The 16,592-nt window shown below is 68.8% G+C and carries 17 protein-coding genes and 1 tRNA gene; 5 read left to right on the forward strand and 13 right to left on the reverse strand.

Annotation, left to right across the window (positions count from 1 at the left end):
• Positions 1 to 51 precede the first annotated feature (51 nt).
• Complete coding sequence (locus ABT186_RS05865) at positions 52 to 819, forward strand: LuxR C-terminal-related transcriptional regulator (protein ID WP_351226033.1); 768 nt, start codon at positions 52 to 54, stop codon at positions 817 to 819.
• Here ABT186_RS05865 and tamR read toward each other — a convergent pair.
• Positions 778 to 1,275 carry a MarR family transcriptional regulator TamR gene (gene tamR, locus ABT186_RS05870; protein WP_351226035.1) on the reverse strand — a complete coding sequence of 166 codons (498 nt, stop codon included), beginning with the start codon at positions 1,273 to 1,275 and terminating at the stop codon, positions 778 to 780. The two genes, ABT186_RS05865 and tamR, sit on opposite strands and share 42 nt — an antisense overlap.
• A gap of 213 nt (positions 1,276 to 1,488) precedes the next feature.
• Here tamR and ABT186_RS05875 point away from each other — a divergent pair, with 213 nt between their 5' ends.
• Together ABT186_RS05875 and ABT186_RS05880 are read left to right on the forward strand one after the other, a co-directional pair.
• Positions 1,489 to 2,298 carry a trans-aconitate 2-methyltransferase gene (locus ABT186_RS05875; protein WP_351923776.1) on the forward strand — a complete coding sequence of 270 codons (810 nt, stop codon included), beginning with the start codon at positions 1,489 to 1,491 and terminating at the stop codon, positions 2,296 to 2,298.
• A gap of 3 nt (positions 2,299 to 2,301) precedes the next feature.
• Positions 2,302 to 2,661 carry a VOC family protein gene (locus tag ABT186_RS05880; RefSeq protein WP_351226037.1) on the forward strand — a complete coding sequence of 120 codons (360 nt, stop codon included), beginning with the start codon at positions 2,302 to 2,304 and terminating at the stop codon, positions 2,659 to 2,661.
• Here the strand turns inward: ABT186_RS05880 and ABT186_RS05885 are convergent.
• The 3 genes from ABT186_RS05885 to ABT186_RS05895 are packed head-to-tail and all read right to left on the reverse strand — an operon-like array spanning position 2,610 to position 4,825.
• Positions 2,610 to 3,098: a hypothetical protein gene (locus tag ABT186_RS05885; protein WP_351226038.1), complete on the reverse strand. Its 489-nt coding sequence runs from the start codon at positions 3,096 to 3,098 to the stop codon at positions 2,610 to 2,612. The genes ABT186_RS05880 and ABT186_RS05885 overlap by 52 nt on opposite strands.
• A gap of 43 nt (positions 3,099 to 3,141) precedes the next feature.
• Positions 3,142 to 3,807: a TetR family transcriptional regulator gene (locus ABT186_RS05890; RefSeq protein ID WP_351226040.1), complete on the reverse strand. Its 666-nt coding sequence runs from the start codon at positions 3,805 to 3,807 to the stop codon at positions 3,142 to 3,144.
• A 7-nt stretch (positions 3,808 to 3,814) separates the two neighbouring features.
• Positions 3,815 to 4,825 carry an acyl-CoA desaturase gene (locus tag ABT186_RS05895; protein WP_351226042.1) on the reverse strand — a complete coding sequence of 337 codons (1,011 nt, stop codon included), beginning with the start codon at positions 4,823 to 4,825 and terminating at the stop codon, positions 3,815 to 3,817.
• A 309-nt stretch (positions 4,826 to 5,134) separates the two neighbouring features.
• Here ABT186_RS05895 and ppc point away from each other — a divergent pair, with 309 nt between their 5' ends.
• Positions 5,135 to 7,867 carry a phosphoenolpyruvate carboxylase gene (ppc, locus tag ABT186_RS05900; RefSeq protein WP_351923778.1) on the forward strand — a complete coding sequence of 911 codons (2,733 nt, stop codon included), beginning with the start codon at positions 5,135 to 5,137 and terminating at the stop codon, positions 7,865 to 7,867.
• 71 nt (positions 7,868 to 7,938) lie between these two features.
• Here ppc and ABT186_RS05905 read toward each other — a convergent pair whose 3' ends face one another.
• The 8 genes from ABT186_RS05905 to ABT186_RS05940 all read right to left on the reverse strand — a co-directional run bounded on the left by ABT186_RS05905 (position 7,939) and on the right by ABT186_RS05940 (position 14,505).
• Positions 7,939 to 8,643 carry an LPXTG cell wall anchor domain-containing protein gene (locus ABT186_RS05905; RefSeq protein ID WP_351226046.1) on the reverse strand — a complete coding sequence of 235 codons (705 nt, stop codon included), beginning with the start codon at positions 8,641 to 8,643 and terminating at the stop codon, positions 7,939 to 7,941.
• 203 nt (positions 8,644 to 8,846) lie between these two features.
• Positions 8,847 to 9,335, reverse strand: a complete 489-nt coding sequence (locus ABT186_RS05910) for a hypothetical protein (protein ID WP_351226048.1) — start codon at positions 9,333 to 9,335, stop codon at positions 8,847 to 8,849.
• Between the two features lie 65 nt (positions 9,336 to 9,400).
• Complete coding sequence (pth, locus tag ABT186_RS05915; RefSeq protein ID WP_351923780.1) at positions 9,401 to 10,003, reverse strand: aminoacyl-tRNA hydrolase; 603 nt, start codon at positions 10,001 to 10,003, stop codon at positions 9,401 to 9,403.
• Between the two features lie 69 nt (positions 10,004 to 10,072).
• Positions 10,073 to 10,669 (reverse strand): 50S ribosomal protein L25/general stress protein Ctc, encoded by a 597-nt coding sequence (locus tag ABT186_RS05920; RefSeq protein WP_351226052.1) that lies wholly within the window; start codon positions 10,667 to 10,669, stop codon positions 10,073 to 10,075.
• A gap of 206 nt (positions 10,670 to 10,875) precedes the next feature.
• Positions 10,876 to 11,850 (reverse strand): ribose-phosphate diphosphokinase, encoded by a 975-nt coding sequence (locus ABT186_RS05925; protein ID WP_351226054.1) that lies wholly within the window; start codon positions 11,848 to 11,850, stop codon positions 10,876 to 10,878.
• A gap of 143 nt (positions 11,851 to 11,993) precedes the next feature.
• Positions 11,994 to 13,442, reverse strand: a complete 1,449-nt coding sequence (gene glmU / locus ABT186_RS05930) for a bifunctional UDP-N-acetylglucosamine diphosphorylase/glucosamine-1-phosphate N-acetyltransferase GlmU (protein ID WP_351923782.1) — start codon at positions 13,440 to 13,442, stop codon at positions 11,994 to 11,996.
• Between the two features lie 113 nt (positions 13,443 to 13,555).
• Positions 13,556 to 13,630: transfer RNA gene (locus ABT186_RS05935), tRNA-Gln, on the reverse strand.
• Positions 13,631 to 13,644: 14 nt separating this feature from the next.
• Complete coding sequence (locus ABT186_RS05940; protein WP_351923784.1) at positions 13,645 to 14,505, reverse strand: hypothetical protein; 861 nt, start codon at positions 14,503 to 14,505, stop codon at positions 13,645 to 13,647.
• Between the two features lie 167 nt (positions 14,506 to 14,672).
• On the opposite strand from ABT186_RS05940, the gene ABT186_RS05945 reads away from it, so the two are divergent.
• Positions 14,673 to 15,992 (forward strand): sensor histidine kinase, encoded by a 1,320-nt coding sequence (locus ABT186_RS05945; RefSeq protein ID WP_351923786.1) that lies wholly within the window; start codon positions 14,673 to 14,675, stop codon positions 15,990 to 15,992.
• 84 nt (positions 15,993 to 16,076) lie between these two features.
• Here the strand turns inward: ABT186_RS05945 and ABT186_RS05950 are convergent, their stop codons facing one another.
• Complete coding sequence (locus ABT186_RS05950; RefSeq protein ID WP_351226062.1) at positions 16,077 to 16,571, reverse strand: SUKH-3 domain-containing protein; 495 nt, start codon at positions 16,569 to 16,571, stop codon at positions 16,077 to 16,079.
• Positions 16,572 to 16,592 lie beyond the last annotated feature (21 nt).

Consider the following 16,592-nt stretch of genomic DNA (forward strand, 5'->3'; position numbering starts at 1 on the left):
ACTCCGGGCGTCGTACCCGCACCGGTCGTCCCCCGAGCAGTGGGGGTATCAGTGGTTCGCATCCGAGTCCTGGTCGTCGACGACCATCGCATCTTCGCCGAGTCGCTCGCCGCCGCCCTGGCAGCCGAGCCCGACGTCGACGTGTCCGCTGCCGGGAGCGGTCCGGCCGCGCTGCGCTGCCTGGACCGGGCGGCCGCGGAAGGCCGCAGATTCGACGTGATGCTCGTCGACGCGGACCTCGGCGGCAATGTTCCGGGCTCCCGTCCGGCGGTCCCCGTCCAGGAGGGCAACGAGGACGGGCTCGTCGACGGCATCTCCCTCGTCGCCGGCGTCCGTTCCGGTCAGCCGAGCGTGCGGACCGTCGTCCTTGCCGAGAAGGACGACCCGCGCCGGGCGGCCCTGGCCCTGCAGGCCGGTGCCTCCGGCTGGGTCGCCAAGGACTGCTCGCTGTCCCGGCTGCTCACGGTCATCCGGGGCGTGCTGCGGGACGAGACGCACCTTCCGCCCGCCCTGCTCACCGGAGTCCTGCGCGAACTGACCGCGGCCCGCAAGCACCGCACCGAGAGCGAGCGGCTGGTGGAGTCCCTGACGCCCCGGGAGCGGGAAGTACTGCGGTGCATGGTCGCCGGGCTGGGCCGCAAGGCCGTCGCCGAGCGGCTGTTCCTCTCCCCCCACACCGTCCGCACCCATATGCAGAACGTCCTCGGGAAGCTGGGTGTCCACTCCACCCTCGCCGCCGTCGCCCTCGCCCGCCGTGCCGGCGTCGGGCCGGTCGACCTAACCGGGGATGTTGTCGAACGGGGCGGTCAGCTGGCGTAGCAGCGCCGCCAGTTCACCGCGTTGGGCCCGGCTCAGCTCCGACAGGATCGCGCGCTCCTGGTCGAGCAGTCCGGCGAGCGCCTGGTCCGCCCGGTCCTGGCCCTCCTCCGTGAGGCGCACCAGTACGCCCCGGCGGTCGCTGGGATCGGGCAGCCGCTCGACCAGGCCCTTCTTCGCCAGACGGTCGATGCGGTTCGTCATCGTGCCGGAGGTGACCAGCGTCTGGGTCAGCAGCTGGCCGGGGGAGAGCTGATAGGGGCTGCCGGCCCGTCGCAGCGCGGTGAGGACGTCGAACTCCCAGGGCTCCAGGCTGTGCTCGGAGAACGCCAGCCGGCGTGCGCGGTCCAGGTGCCGGGCCAGTCTGCTCACCCGGCTGAGCACCTCCAGCGGTTCCACGTCGAGGTCCGGGCGCTCCCTGCGCCACGCCGCGACCAGCCGATCGACCTCGTCCTCCATGGCGATCAGTGTAGTGGTTGTGTCGACATGAAGTCTCTTGATGTGGAGTCTCTTGAAGTTGAGTCTTTTGGTAGTCGAGTCTCTTGATGAAAAGTCTCTTGACGTCGAGATAGTTGGGGTACGAGGATGGCTTCCGTACGGAGGCGGCGTCAAACGGGGGCGACGCCTCCGTACGAGGACGCCGTGCCCGCTCGCCGTTGAGGAGGCCCTGCCATGCCCGCCGCCACTCCCACCTGGGACCCGGGTCAGTACCTGCGCCACGCCGGCCACCGCGCCCGCCCCTTCGTCGACCTGCTCGCCCGCGTCCCCGCACTCCCCGGCGACCCGCCCCGCATCGCCGACCTGGGCTGCGGACCCGGCAACGTCACTGTCCTGCTCGCCGACCGCTGGTCCACCGCGCACATCGTCGGCTACGACAACTCGCCCGAGATGCTGGACAAGGCCATCACCGAGCACGAGGGCCCCACCCCGGGCGGAGGCCGCCTCGACTTCTCGTTCGCCGACGCCCGTACCTGGGTGCCCCCGGAGCCGTACGACCTGATCCTCAGCAACGCCACCCTGCAGTGGGTGCCCGGGCACGCCGGCCGCTTCCCCGACTGGATCGCGGGTCTCGCCCCCGGCGGCACCTTCGCCTTCCAGGTCCCCGGCAACTTCGACTCCCCCAGCCACCAGCTGATGCGGGAACTGGCCCACTCGGCCCGCTGGAAGGACCGTCTCGCCGACACCCTGCGCCACGACGACGCCGTGCTCACCCCCGGCGCCTATCTGGAGCACCTCACCGCCCTCGGCTGCACGGTGGACGTGTGGGAGACGACGTACCTGCATCTGCTGGAGGGCGAGGACCCGGTCCTGGACTGGGTGAAGGGCACCGGACTGCGGCCCGTCCTCACCGAACTGGGCGAGGAGGCGGAGGAGTTCCTCGCCGACTACCGCACGGCGCTGCGCGAGGCGTACCCGGCGACCGGCCACGGCACGGTGTTCCCGTTCCGCCGTATCTTCGCCGTCGCCACGAAGGAGGCGTGAGCGATGCTCGCCGCCGTCGACCATGTGCAGCTCGCGGCCCCGCCGGGCTCCGAGGACCTGCTGCGCGGGTACTACATCGACGCCCTCGGCATGACCGAGATCCCCAAGCCGCCGGTGCTTGCGGCGCGGGGCGGGTGCTGGTTCCAGGCAGGAAGCGTGCAGCTGCATCTGGGAATCGAGGAGGATTTCCGGCCCGCGAAGAAGGCCCACCCCGGGCTGAGGGTGACGGACATCGAGGCCTGCGCCGCCCGTCTCGCCGCGCACGGAGCGCGGGTGACCTGGGACGACAACCTGCCCGGGCACCTGCGGTTCTATTCGGAGGACCCCGTCGGCAACAGGCTGGAGTTCCTCCAGCCCCGGTAGCGCCGGAAGAGCGCCGCCGACCGAACCGCCGCACGGCCGAACAGGGCGGCGCCGGCCAGCGGCACCAGCGGGAGGGACACACGCCCGATCCGGTCCCGGACGTTCCGCTCGACCGGCACCCATCGGCCCCACGGCTCCTTTGCCACCTCCGCGTGCAGACCGGGGAAGGAGGAGTAGGTCACCTTCGCCGTGCCGTGCGCCAGGTATGCGGTGCAGTCCCAATGGGAGGGCGTACCGCCCCGGTAGCTCTTCACCGCGGGCACATAGGAACAGGCCTGCATCCGCGTCTTCTGTGGGTGCCCGATCAGCCCCAGATGGGCTGCCGCAGCGACGTACCCGTAGACGGTGACACCGACAAGAAGGACGCCGACGGCGCCGAAGACGATGACGCCGACCGCCTGCTTCCGGCCGGTGGGCAACCTGATCTCTTTGGCCACCGGGTGATCGTACGAACGCGGCGGCCGGGTGAGGTCGGCGGGGCTACGCCTTGCGGTGGCCTATCAACCGCGGCCTCTGCTCAAGGCCGTCCAGCCCGTGCCACGCCAGGTTCACCAGATGCGCGGCGACCTCCGCCTTCTTCGGGCGGCGCACATCCAGCCACCACTGGCCCGTCAGCGCCACCATGCCCACCAGCGCCTGCGCGTACAGCGGCGCCAGCTTCGGGTCGAAGCCGCGGCTCTTGAACTCACGGCCCAGGATGTCCTCCACCTGGGTCGCGATGTCCGAGATCAGCGAGGCGAACGAGCCCGTCGACTGCGGGATGGGGGAGTCGCGGACCAGGATGCGGAAGCCGTCCGTGTACTCCTCGATGTAGTCCAGGAGGGCGAAGGCCGCCTGCTCGCACAGCTCCCGCGGATGCCCGGCCGTCAGCGAACCGGTGACCATGTCCAGCAGCCGCCGCATTTCGCGGTCCACCACCACCGCGTACAGCCCCTCCTTGCCGCCGAAGTGCTCGTACACCACCGGCTTGGAAACCCCGGCCTTCGCCGCGATCTCCTCCACCGACGTGCCTTCGAACCCCTTGGCGGCGAACAGCGTACGACCGATCTCCAGCAACTGCTGGCGGCGCTCCGCACCGGTCATCCGGGTACGGCGGGTGCGCCGCGGCTTGTCGCTGCTGGGAGTGCTGGAGGAGTCGGTCGCCACGCGTCAATCATGCCGCGTCAGCGGTCGCCTTCCGGCGCCGGGAGCCGTTCCCGTCGGTGCTGCGGCGGGAATCGATACGAGAGCGTGACGGCCAGCGAACGTCGTACGCCCAGCCGAGCTGCTCGCACCAGCGGATGATCCGTGCCGAGGAGTCCAGCTGCCAGCGCTCCACACCGTGCCGCGCCGACGTCGGGTCCGCATGGTGCAGGTTGTGCCACGACTCGCCGCAGGACAGGACCGCAAGCCACCACACGTTGCCCGAACGGTCCCGCGACTTGAACGGGCGCTTGCCGACCGCGTGGCAGATCGAGTTGATCGACCAGGTCACATGGTGCAGCAACGCCACCCGGACGAGTGACCCCCAGAAGAACGCCGTGAACGCGCCCCACCACGACATCGTCACCAGCCCGCCGATCAGCGGCGGCAACGCCAGCGAGACCGCCGTCCACAGCACGAACTGGCGGGAGATCGCCCGGATCGCCCCGTCCTTGATCAGATCGGGCGCGTACTTGTCCTGCGGCGTCTGCTCCTCGTCGAACATCCAGCCGATGTGCGCCCACCACAGGCCCTTGATCAGGGCCGGAACCGTTTCGCCATAACGCCACGGAGAGTGCGGGTCGCCCTCCGCGTCCGAGAACCTGTGGTGCTTGCGGTGGTCGGCCACCCAGCGCACCAGCGGACCTTCCACGGCCAGCGACCCGGCGATCGCCAGCGCGATCCGCAGCGGCCGCCTGGCCTTGAACGCGCCGTGCGTGAAGTAGCGGTGGAAGCCGATCGTGATGCCGTGACAGCCCAGGTAGTAGAAGAGGACCAGCAGGCCCAGGTCGAGCCAGCTCACGCCCCAGCCCCAGGCCAGCGGTACCGCCGCGACGAGCGCCAGGAACGGGACGATGATGAACAGCAGCAGCGTGATCTGCTCGACCGAGCGCTTCTGCTCGCCGCCCAGCGTCGCGGAGGGCAGCGGAGTGTCGTCGTTCGCCTTCGGGGCGTCTTCGATCACATCGGAGCTTGTGGTCATGGGGCGTCCCCTGTGGGGTCGAGGGTTGAGGCAGTCGCCAGGGATACGGAACCCAGAGTGCTCGCGGGATCTGACGGGAGACCCTACGGCTCCGTAACCTACGGCGACGTAAGTATGGCAGTGCGTCGGCCGGCGGCAAGAGCCCGCGAGCCTGCGCGTCCGCGTGGACACCTATCCTTGGTGTCGGTCGGACAGCGCGGTCCGCTCTGTTTTCTTCCCGGATGCCCCGTCCGTATGCGGCACCCGCCGCGCACGGCACCCGTCCGGGTCCCCTCCGGACGAGCTTCAACACTGCAAGGAGCCGCACCTGTGAGCAGTGCCGACGACCAGACCACAACGACCAGCAGTGAGCTGCGCGCCGACATCCGCCGACTGGGTGATCTGCTCGGAGAGTCCCTCGTCCGGCAGGAGGGCCCCGAGCTCCTGGAGCTGGTCGAGCGCGTCCGCCGGCTGACCCGCGAGGACGGCGAGGCCGCCGCGGAGCTGCTGCGCGGCACCGAACTGGAGACGGCAGCCAAGCTGGTCCGCGCCTTCTCCACCTACTTCCACCTGGCGAACGTCACCGAGCAGGTCCACCGCGGCCGCGAACTGCGCGCCAAGCGCGCCGCCGAGGGCGGACTCCTCGCCCGTACGGCCGACCGGCTCAAGGACGCCGACCCCGAGCACCTGCGCGAGACCGTCAAGCACCTCAACGTGCGCCCCGTGTTCACGGCGCACCCGACGGAGGCCGCGCGCCGGTCCGTCCTCAACAAGCTCCGGCGCATCGCCGCGCTCCTGGAAGCCCCCGTCATCGAGGCCGACCGCCGCCGCCACGACACCCGCCTGGCGGAGAACATCGACCTCGTATGGCAGACCGACGAGCTCCGCGTCGTACGCCCCGAGCCCGCCGACGAGGCCCGCAACGCCATCTACTACCTCGACGAACTGCACGCCGGAGCCGTCGGCGACGTCCTGGAGGACCTCACCGCGGAACTGGAGCGCGTCGGCGTCAAGCTCCCCGACGACACCCGCCCCCTCACCTTCGGCACCTGGATCGGCGGCGACCGCGACGGCAACCCCAACGTGACCCCCGAGGTCACCTGGGAGGTGCTCATCCTCCAGCACGAGCACGGCATCAACGACGCGCTGGAGATGATCGACGAACTGCGCGGCCTGCTCTCCCAGTCGATCCGCTACACCGGCGCCACCGAGGAACTCCTCGAATCCCTCCGCACCGACCTCGAACTGCTGCCCGAGATCAGCCCCCGCTACAAGCGCCTCAACGCCGAGGAGCCCTACCGCCTCAAGGCCACCTGCATCCGGCAGAAGCTCGTCAACACCAAGCAGCGCCTCGCCAAGGGCACCCAGCACGAACCGGGACGGGACTACCTCGGCACCACCGAACTGCTGCACGACCTGAGGACCATCCAGACCTCACTGCGCGCCCACCGCGGCAGCCTCTTCGCCGACGGCCGACTCGCCCGCACCATCCGCACCCTCGCCGCCTTCGGCCTCCAGCTCGCCACCATGGACGTCCGCGAGCACGCCGACGCCCACCACCACGCCCTCGGCCAGCTCTTCGACCGGCTCGGCGAGGAATCCTGGCGCTACGACGACATGCCGCGCGAGTACCGCAACAAGCTGCTCGCCAAGGAACTGCGCTCCCGTCGGCCCCTCGCGCCCACCCCCGCCCCCCTCGACGCCGCCGGCGCCAAGACCCTCGGCACCTTCGAGACGATCAAGCGGGCCCTGAAGATCTTCGGCTCCGAGGTCATCGAGTCCTACATCATCTCCATGTGCCAGGGCGCCGACGACGTGTTCGCCGCCGCCGTCCTCGCCCGCGAAGCAGGCCTCATCGACCTGCACGCCGGCTGGGCGAAGATCGGCATCGTCCCCCTCCTGGAGACCACCGACGAGCTGAAGGCCGCCGACACGATCCTGGAGGACATGCTCGCCGACCCCTCCTACCGCCGCCTCGTCGCCCTGCGCGGCGACGTGCAGGAGGTCATGCTCGGCTACAGCGACTCCTCCAAGTTCGGCGGCATCACCACCTCCCAGTGGGAGATCCACCGCGCCCAGCGCCGCCTGCGCGACGTCGCCCACCGCTACGGCGTACGCCTGCGCCTCTTCCACGGCCGCGGCGGCACCGTCGGCCGCGGCGGCGGCCCCAGCCACGACGCGATCCTCGCCCAGCCCTGGGGCACCCTCGAAGGCGAGATCAAGGTGACCGAGCAGGGCGAGGTCATCTCCGACAAGTACCTCATCCCCTCCCTCGCCCGCGAGAACCTGGAACTCACGGTCGCCGCCACCCTTCAGGCCTCCGCGCTGCACACCGCCCCCCGCCAGTCCGTCGAGGCCCTCGCCCGCTGGGACGCCGCCATGGACGTCGTCTCCGACGCCGCCCACGCCGCCTACCGCAAGCTGGTCGAGGACCCCGACCTGCCCGCCTACTTCTTCGCCGCCACCCCCGTGGACCAGCTCGCCGAGCTGCACCTGGGCTCCCGCCCCTCCCGCCGCCCCGACAGCGGAGCAGGACTGGACGGACTACGGGCCATTCCCTGGGTCTTCGGCTGGACCCAGTCCCGGCAGATCGTGCCCGGCTGGTACGGCGTCGGGTCGGGGCTGAAGGCCCTGCGCGAGGCCGGCCTCGACACCGTCCTCGACGAGATGCACGAACAGTGGCACTTCTTCCGCAACTTCATCTCCAACGTCGAGATGACCCTCGCCAAGACCGACCTGCGCATCGCCCGCCACTACGTCGACACCCTCGTACCCGACGAACTCAAGCACGTCTTCACGACGATCGAGGCCGAACACGAGCTGACGGTCCGTGAGGTCCTGCGCGTCACCGGCGAGAGCGAACTGCTGGACGCCAACCCCGTCCTCAAGCAGACCTTCACCATCCGAGATGCCTACCTCGACCCGATCTCCTACCTCCAGGTCGCCCTCCTCAAGCGCCAGCGCGACGCCGCCGCCTCGGGCGCCGAGGCCGACCCGCTGCTGTCCCGCGCCCTGCTGCTCACGGTGAACGGCGTGGCGGCCGGACTGCGCAACACCGGCTGACAGCCTTCCGCACATGACTGTGGCCCCCGAGCCCATACAGGCTCGGGGGCCACAGTCATGTCCTGCGGACGTCAGCCCCGAGAGGCCTTACGGCGGCGCACCACCAGACAACCGCCGGCGGCCACGAGCGCTGCCGCGAGACCGGACAGCAGACCCACCGGGGCGCTGCTGCCGGTTTCGGCCAGACCGCCGCCCCCTCCCTGCGCGGACGGGGAGGCGCTCACGGAGGCCGACGGGGCAGCCCCCGCACTGGAGGAGGACGAACTCGGCGAGGCGGTCGTCCCGGTCGAGCCCGAGGGCGAGGCCGACGCGGAGGGCGACGCGGACGCCGACGGCGAGCCCGACGGCGTGGAGCCGCCGCCCTGCTCCCCCGAACAGTTCGTCCAGAACACCTTCTGCTTGGCCCGGCCCTTCTCACCGTCGAAGTTCCAGAACAGCTTGTAGTGCCCGTCCGGCAGCGTCATGTCGGCCGTACGGCCGTGACCCTTGGCGTCCAGCGTGATGTCGCCGGTCTTCACCGTCTCGCCCTTGGGCTTGCCGGTCGGGGCCCAGACCTCGATGTGCCAGCCGACCTGCTGCTGACCGTCGAAGTTGAAGGCGTCCAGGTAGAACGAGCAGACATGCGGCTCGTTGCGCTGGTCGGACTCGTCCGTGGCGGACTTGTGGATCTTCACATCACCGTTGTCGCCCGGAGCCGTGGCGTGGGCGGACGGAGCGGTCAGCAGCGCTGCTGATGCGACGGCGACAAAGGCGCCGGCGCGCATGAGGGTACGCATGGGCAGTCCATCTTCGGGAAACGGAACGGAAGATGTGGAGGGGGCGGCCCAGCTTCCTGCTGCGCCAAGAACCCGGTCAAGTCACGGAACGACGCTTGTGCCCCATCTGTCGCCGCATGCCTCAAACATCCCGGTAACGATCAGGGAACGCAAGGGTTTTCTACGGATGTAACGCCGGGGAACGCATCAACCAATCCGCGCCCTCACAGCGCCACGAACGCCGCCGTCAACAGCGCGACCCCCGCACCCGCCAGCACCCACGCCACCCGGGCCAGCCGCAAACCACCCGCCACCACCACAGACGCCAGCAGCAGCGCCCCGCCCAGCGGAACCCAGGCGTACAGAATCCCCGCCGGACCCGAACGCACCACATCATCCGTGCCCGGCTTCACGACCACGGTGTACGTCTGCCCCCGCTTCACCGCGACCGACTTCTCGATCACCACGCTCCCGCGCGCCGTCGCCCCGGCCGACAAGGGAGTGAACGGACCGCTGCACGTGTCCGCCCCGCACCGGGTCACCTCGATCGTGCCCCGCTCACGACCCTTGGTCAGCATCACGTACTGCGCGGTGCCCCAGGAACCCCAGACACCGGCGATCAGGATCAGCACAGAGACAGCACCCATCGCCGCGAGCCGCCCGAACCGCAACACCGCGACCGTGCCCCGAGTGGAGATGACGGCAGAAGGCATGGCGGCGATCCTTGGCCATGCCCACGCGCCCGGTCAACTCCCACAAGGCCCGGCAGGCGGACAAGTCACGAGTTGTACGTGCTTTGCGCCCGCTCCAGACCCTCGATCACCAGACACTCCACCGCGTCCGACGCCCGGTCCACGAAGTAGTCCAGCTCCTTGCGCTCCACCGACGAGAAGTCCTTCAGCACGAAATCCGCGACCTGCATACGACCCGGAGGACGCCCGATCCCGAACCGCACCCGGTGATAGTCCGCACCCATCGCCTTCGTCATCGACTTCAGACCGTTGTGACCGTTGTCGCCACCACCCAGCTTCAGACGCAGAGTGCCGTAGTCGATGTCCAGCTCGTCATGCACGGCGACGACATTCGCCACCGGCACCTTGTAGAAATCCCGCAGCGCGTTCACCGGGCCACCCGACAGATTCATGTACGACATCGGCTTCGCGAGAATGACACGACGGTTCGCCGGACCCGGCGGCCCGATCCGCCCCTCGACGACCTGCGCCTGCGCCTTGCTCGCCCGCTTGAACCTCCCCCCGATCCGCTCGGCGAGCAGATCAGCCACCATGAACCCCACGTTGTGCCGGTTCATGGCGTACTCGGGTCCCGGATTGCCGAGGCCCACGATCAGCCAGGGGGCACCCGCGTCGGTCGTCACGTCCATGTCTCCTTGATACGCGCCAGCCGCCGCCCCCGGGGGAGCAGCGGCTGACGAAACGGTGTCGGTGAGGGATCAGGCCTCCACGGCCTCTTCGCCCTCGCCCTCCTCGCCCGCCGGAGCCTCCTCCGCCTGCGCGGCCAGGACCTGCAGAACGACCGCGTCCTCGTCGACGGCCAGCGTCACACCGGACGGCAGGGTGACGTCCTTCGCGAGCACGGAGGCACCGGCCCCCAGACCTTCGACCGAGACCGTCAGAGCCTCGGGGATGTGCGTGGCCTCGGCCTCGACCGGCAGCGCGTTCAGCACGTGCTCCAGCAGGTTGCCACCCGCGGCCAGCTCGCCCTCGGCGTGCACCGGAACCTCGACGGTGACCTTCTCGCCACGCTTCACCAGCAGCAGGTCCACGTGCTCCAGGAAGCCCTTCAGCGGGTCACGCTGCACGGCCTTCGGGATCGCCAGCTCGTTGGTCTTGCCGTCGATGTCCAGGGAGATCAGGACGTTCGGCGTACGCAGCGCCAGCAGCAGGTCGTGACCGGGAAGGGTCAGGTGCAGCGGGTCCGAGCCGTGGCCGTACAGGACACCGGGAACCTTGCTCTCGCGACGGATACGGCGGGCAGCGCCCTTGCCGAACTCGGTACGCGTCTCGGCGGTGAGCTTCACCTCGGACATGATCACTCCTCGTAGAAACCAGAAAAAGGACGGGGTCACCCGGCCACGAACGGCCTGCTACGAAGAGCGCGTCGATAACGGACCGCCGTACCGCAATGAGTACGGCCTCCCTCGCCGAGCAACTGCAGCAGTCTACTCGGCGGGGAGGCCGCACCCCAAAACGATCTCTACCGGAGGATCACCGACGGATCACCACCGGCACACCATCACTGCTCGTCGAACAGGCTCGTCACCGAACCGTCCTCGAACACCTCACGCACCGCACTCGCGATCGTCGGCGCGATCGACAGCACCGTGATCTTGTCCAGCTCCAGCTCACCCGGAGTGGGCAGCGTGTTCGTGAACACGAACTCACTCACCTTCGAGTTCTTCAGCCGGTCCGCCGCCGGACCCGACAGCACACCATGCGTCGCGGTCACGATGACATCCTCCGCACCATGCGCGAACAGAGCGTCCGCAGCCGCGCAGATCGTGCCACCCGTGTCGATCATGTCGTCGACCAGGACACACACCCGGCCCTCGACCTCACCCACGACCTCATGCACGGTCACCTGGTTGGCCACATCCTTGTCACGCCGCTTGTGCACGATGGCCAGCGGCGCACCCAGCCGGTCACACCAGCGGTCCGCGACCCGCACCCGGCCGGCGTCCGGAGACACCACCGTCAGCTTGTCCCGGTCCACCTTCTGACCCACATAGTCCGCCAGCAGCGGCAGCGCGAACAGATGATCCACCGGACCGTCGAAGAAGCCCTGGATCTGGTCCGTGTGCAGATCCACCGTCAGGATCCGGTCCGCACCCGCCGTCTTCATCAGATCCGCAATCAGACGCGCCGAAATCGGTTCACGTCCCCGGTGCTTCTTGTCCTGCCGCGCGTAACCGTAGAAGGGCACGATCACAGTGATGGAACGGGCCGACGCACGCTTCAGCGCGTCGATCATGATCAACTGCTCCATGATCCACTGGTTGATCGGAGCCGTGTGGCTCTGGATCACGAAGCAGTCGGCACCACGCGCCGACTCCTGGTAACGGACGTAGATCTCGCCGTTCGCAAAGTCGAAGGCCTTCGTCGGGACAACCCCGACACCCAGCTCGTGGGCGACCTCCTCGGCAAGCTCGGGGTGGGCGCGGCCGGAGAAGAACATCATCTTCTTCTCGCCGGTCGTCTTGATCCCGGTCACAGCACTGTCTCCTCAGAGGTGTCTCAGCTGGGTGTCGAGAAGCCGTTACCGCCGCGTCGGCTGGATGAGGACGGCCGTCTCAGCTGGTGGGGTGCGGGTGTGCACTTATCACGGTACGCCGTCACAGACGCACCTCAGTCCGGTCAGCCTTCGCCATCCGGCTCCCGGGAAGCCGCCTCAGCCGCCTTCGCAGCCGCGCTCCCAGGACGCTTACGAGCCACCCAACCCTCGATATTCCGCTGCTGACCACGGGCCACGGCCAGCGAACCGGGCGGCACATCCTTCGTGATCACAGAGCCGGCAGCCGTATAGGCACCGTCCCCGACCGTGACAGGCGCCACAAACATATTGTCCGAACCAGTACGGCAATGGGAGCCGACCGTCGTGTGGTGCTTGTCCTGCCCGTCGTAATTCACGAACACACTCGCGGCACCGATGTTCGAGTACTCACCGATCGTCGCGTCCCCCACATACGACAGATGCGGCACCTTCGTACCCTCACCGATCGACGCATTCTTCGTCTCCACGTACGTACCGACCTTGGACTTCAGACCGAGGCGGGTGCCCGGGCGGAGATAGGCGTACGGACCGACCGAGGCCTGCGGGCCCACGGTGGCGCTGTCGGCCACCGTGTTGTCCACGCGCGCCCCCGCACCCACCTGGGTGTCCTTCAGCCGCGAATTCGGCCCGACCTCCGCACCCTCACCGATGTGCGTGGAACCGAGCAACTGCGTGCCCGGCTGCACGACCGCGTCCTGCTCGAAGGTGACAGTGACGTCCACCCAGGTCGTGGCGGGATCGATGACCGTGACCCCCGCCAGCATCGCGGCCGTCAGCAGCCGGTCGTTCAGGATGCGACGCGCCTCCGCGAGCTGCACACGGTTGTTGATCCCGGCGATCTCACGATGGTCGCCCGCCACGGACGCCCCCACCCGATGCCCCGCCTCACGCAGGATGCCGAGCACATCGGTGAGGTACTCCTCGCCCTGACTGTTGTCCGTCCGGACCTTCTTCAGAGCATCCGCGAGCAGCTGTCCGTCGAAAGCGAAGACCCCGGAGTTGATCTCACGGATGGCGCGCTGGGTCTCCGTGGCGTCCTTGTGCTCGACGATCGCGGTGACGGCACCCGTGGCGTCGTCGCGGACGATACGGCCGTAACCGGTCGCGTCCGGCACCTCGGCGGTCAGCACGGTGACGGCGTTGCCGTCCTGCTGATGCGTACCGGCGAGCTGCTGGAGCGTTTCAGCGGTGAGCAGCGGGGTGTCTCCGCACACGACGACAACAGTGCCGTCGACGGACCCGCCCAGCTCCTCGAGGGCCATCCGTACGGCGTGCCCGGTGCCGTTCTGCTCCGCCTGCACGGCAGTCCGCACGGCCGGGTCGATCTGGGCGAGATGCGCGGAGACCTGCTCCCGGGCATGGCCCACGACGACAACGAGGTTCTCGGGCTTCAACTCACGCGCGGCGGCGAGTACATGCCCGACGAGGGAACGGCCACAGATCTCGTGCAGGACCTTGGGTGTGGCCGACTTCATACGGGTGCCCTCACCCGCTGCGAGAACAACGACGGCTGCCGGGCGGTTGGCGCTCACGGGGATGCCCTTCGGCTTCATGGGGTGGGGTGGACATCCGCAGGATACCGGGGTGTTTGTGGGGGGACATGGGAGCGGGCCCTGACGGGTTCCGTCAGGGCCCGAACCGAGCATGGCTCCCCCGCCAGGACTCGAACCTGAAATTCACCGTCCAAAGCGGAGCGTGTTGCCGATTACACCACGGGGGACCACGCGTCAGACCTTACCGGAGTCGCGCGCTCGCGCCAGCAGCTATTCCGTTCCACCAGCCTTCGATGCGGCGGTACAAGTCGGCTCCGCCGCGCACGTCGACACGGAGGCAACCGAGATAGGACTCCTCGGTGTTCTTCCGGTTCGTGCTTGGGTTGTGCTTCTTGAGCGTCGTTTTCAGGAGTTCGGCTCGGTCCACGCCTACGTGATTCGCCCAGAACTCCTCGGCGGCCACCACGTCTGCGGATTCATGGATGTGCACTGCGAACCTGAAGCGATCCGGTTCGACTCCCAGCAGGTCGAGCCAGGCCAGGTACACGCTGATCATGCGGGGATCGCTGTTCACGAAGGTGACGCGCTCCTGCCGGCGGTAGGGCTTGCTCTTCGAGCCCTCAGCCCAGTAGAGCCCCACGCCCACAAGGAACAGTTCCCGGTCGGTCAGTGGCCCGACCTCCTGCTCGGCGGTTTCCTTCGTGCGCTGCCGCTCCTCGTCTCGAAGCCGTAGCTTCGCCTCCCAGCCCCGCCTGGCGATCGCGGCTGCCTCCTCGTAGCTGCGCTTGCGCTCCGGCCTCGGCAGATCCCGTACCCAAAGCGAGATCGAACTCTTCGAGCACCCCAGCTCCACCTGGATCTGGTCGTACGTCCAGCCCTGGAGCCGTAGCTCCCTCGCCTTGTCCCGCAGGTCGTCCTTCGCGTTCGGGCGCCTCGTCCATTCCGGTGGTGGCTCGCCCTCCAGGAGGCGGTTGAGGATGTCGTTGTTGTCGACGTGCAGCCGGTCGCGGATCTGCCGACGGCTCAGGCCCGCGCGCCGCAACGCCACCGCCCTCTCCCTGAGCCCCTCGAAGTCCGCGTATTTGCTTTCTGCATGTGCCATGGGCATACCGTCCGGGCGGAATGTGAGCGTCCGGGGTCGAACGGTGTGCGGTTCAGCAGTTCGAGGGATTCCAGCCGATTTCGCTTCTGTTTGATTACGGAGTGTGGTGTGACGCGGTAGGCGAAACTCACCGGAAAACGCCCGCCTCGCGCCCGTAGGCTGGACCCATGACCACGACGGGGGAAGTCCACACGGGGGCCGGGACCGGGCCCTGGTGGTGGACGCGGTGGCGTAGTGCCCTGCTCGATATCTCGCTGGCGGCGTTGTCCGCGGTGGAGTGTGCGGTCGAGGGGATCCAGTTCTCGCGGGATGCCGGGCTGCCGGTTCCGGTCGGGATGGTGTTCGGGCTGTTCGCGGGGCTCACGCTGCTGCTCAGACGTAAGTGGCCGATTGCCGTGGTGCTGGTGAGTATCGCCATCACGCCGGCCCAGATGGGTTTCCTGATGGGCATCGTCGGGCTGTACACCCTGGCCGCTTCGGAGCTGCCTCGGCGGATCATCGGCGCGCTCGCGGGCATGTCGTTCGCCGGGATGTTCATCGTGACGTATGTGCGGGCTCATCAGGGGATGGTCCGGGGGGATCTGGCGATCGCCGGGGGGTTCATTCCGTTTCTGTCCGTCACGACAGCTCTGGGTATGACGGCTCCTCCCGTGCTGCTGGGGCTGTATGTCGGCGCCCGGCGGCGGCTGATGGAGAGCTTGCGGGAGCGGGCCGACTCGTTGGAGCGGGAGCTGATGCTGCTCGCGGAGCGGGCGGAGGAGCGGGCGGAGTGGGCGCGGAACGAGGAGCGGACGCGGATTGCGCGGGAGATGCATGACGTCGTCGCGCATCGGGTGAGTCTGATGGTGGTGCATGCGGCTGCCCTTCAGGCAGTCGCCAGGAAGGATCCCGAGAAGGCGGTCAAGAATGCTGCTCTGGTCGGTGACATGGGGCGGCAGGCGCTGACGGAGTTGCGGGAGATGCTCGGTGTGCTGCGGACGGGGGAGGGGTTCGTGGGCCGGCCCGCTCGGGTTGCTGTGCCGCTTGCGGCTGTGGGTGCGGCGGCTGCGGCGGCGGCGTCGCGTGCTGCGGACGATTCTTCCGAGGGTCCGTGTCTGGCGGAGCTGGAGGAGTTGGTCGGGCAGTCCGCGGCGGCCGGGATGGTGGTGAATCTGTCGGTGGAGGGCGAGGTGCGGTCGTATGCGCGGGAGGTGGAGCAGACCGCGTATCGCGTGGTGCAGGAGGCGCTGACGAACGTCCACAAGCATGCGGCGGGTGCGAAGACGCATGTGCGGCTTGCGCATCGCAGTGCGGAGATCGCGATGCAGGTGGAGAACGAGCCGCCGCCGGAGCCGGGTTTCGCGGAGGCGGCGCGTTTGCCGAGTGGGGGCAATGGCCTGGTCGGGATGAAGGAGCGGGTCAGTGCGTTGGGTGGTGTGTTTGTGTCGGGGCCGACGGATGCGGGCGGGTTCCGGGTGTCGGCGGTGATTCCGGCGGAGGCTGCGTGAGGGTGCGGCCTGGTGTACCGGCGCCTGGGACGTGCGTCCGTCACGTCCGCGTGTGGCGCCCCTGTGCGCGTACGGCCTTCTTGGTCACCCTGCTGTGAGCCGTACCGGTTCGATTCCGGTGAGCAGTGTGGTGAGGCCGTGGTCGATGTCGGGGCCGAGGTACCAGTCGCCGGTGTGGTCGAGGGCGTAGAGGCGGCCTTCGGCGTCGATGGCGAGGAGGGTGCGGCTGTCGGTTTCCTCGCCGAGGGGGCAGACCTCGGTGTCGAGGGCGCGGCCGAGGTCGCCGAGGGTGCGGGCCATGTGGAGGCCGTGGAGGGGGTTGAGGTGGAGGGTGGCGGGGGCGAGTTGGCGGCCGGGTCCCTGTGCGGTGATGTGGAGGCCGCCGAATTCCGCCCAGGCCTCGACGGCTGCGGGGAACACGGCGTGCTGGTGGCCTGCCGGGGATGTGTGGTCGCGGAGGGTGTCGGCCCAGAGTTCCGCCTGCTTTATGTCCCAGCGGCCGGGTTGCCAGCCCGCGGTGCGTAGTGCGGCGTCCACGGGGACGGAGAAGCGTGTGGTTGAGGAGCGGTCGGCGTGCATCTGCTCTTCGTTCGTCGGGTG

Source organism: Streptomyces sp. NPDC001634 (genome assembly GCF_040298185.1).
Lineage (GTDB): Bacteria > Actinomycetota > Actinomycetes > Streptomycetales > Streptomycetaceae > Streptomyces.

Coding starts and splice junctions, on each gene's coding strand:
- tamR (WP_351226035.1), bottom strand. CDS start 1,275: ATGGAGGACGAGGTCGATCGGCTGGTCGCGGCGTGGCGCAGGGAGCGC.
- ABT186_RS05875 (WP_351923776.1), top strand. CDS start 1,489: ATGCCCGCCGCCACTCCCACCTGGGACCCGGGTCAGTACCTGCGCCAC.
- ABT186_RS05880 (WP_351226037.1), top strand. CDS start 2,302: ATGCTCGCCGCCGTCGACCATGTGCAGCTCGCGGCCCCGCCGGGCTCC.
- ABT186_RS05895 (WP_351226042.1), bottom strand. CDS start 4,825: ATGACCACAAGCTCCGATGTGATCGAAGACGCCCCGAAGGCGAACGAC.
- ABT186_RS05905 (WP_351226046.1), bottom strand. CDS start 8,643: ATGCGTACCCTCATGCGCGCCGGCGCCTTTGTCGCCGTCGCATCAGCA.
- ABT186_RS05910 (WP_351226048.1), bottom strand. CDS start 9,335: ATGCCTTCTGCCGTCATCTCCACTCGGGGCACGGTCGCGGTGTTGCGG.
- pth (WP_351923780.1), bottom strand. CDS start 10,003: ATGGACGTGACGACCGACGCGGGTGCCCCCTGGCTGATCGTGGGCCTC.
- ABT186_RS05920 (WP_351226052.1), bottom strand. CDS start 10,669: ATGTCCGAGGTGAAGCTCACCGCCGAGACGCGTACCGAGTTCGGCAAG.
- ABT186_RS05940 (WP_351923784.1), bottom strand. CDS start 14,505: ATGGCACATGCAGAAAGCAAATACGCGGACTTCGAGGGGCTCAGGGAG.
- ABT186_RS05945 (WP_351923786.1), top strand. CDS start 14,673: ATGACCACGACGGGGGAAGTCCACACGGGGGCCGGGACCGGGCCCTGG.
- ABT186_RS05950 (WP_351226062.1), bottom strand. CDS start 16,571: ATGCACGCCGACCGCTCCTCAACCACACGCTTCTCCGTCCCCGTGGAC.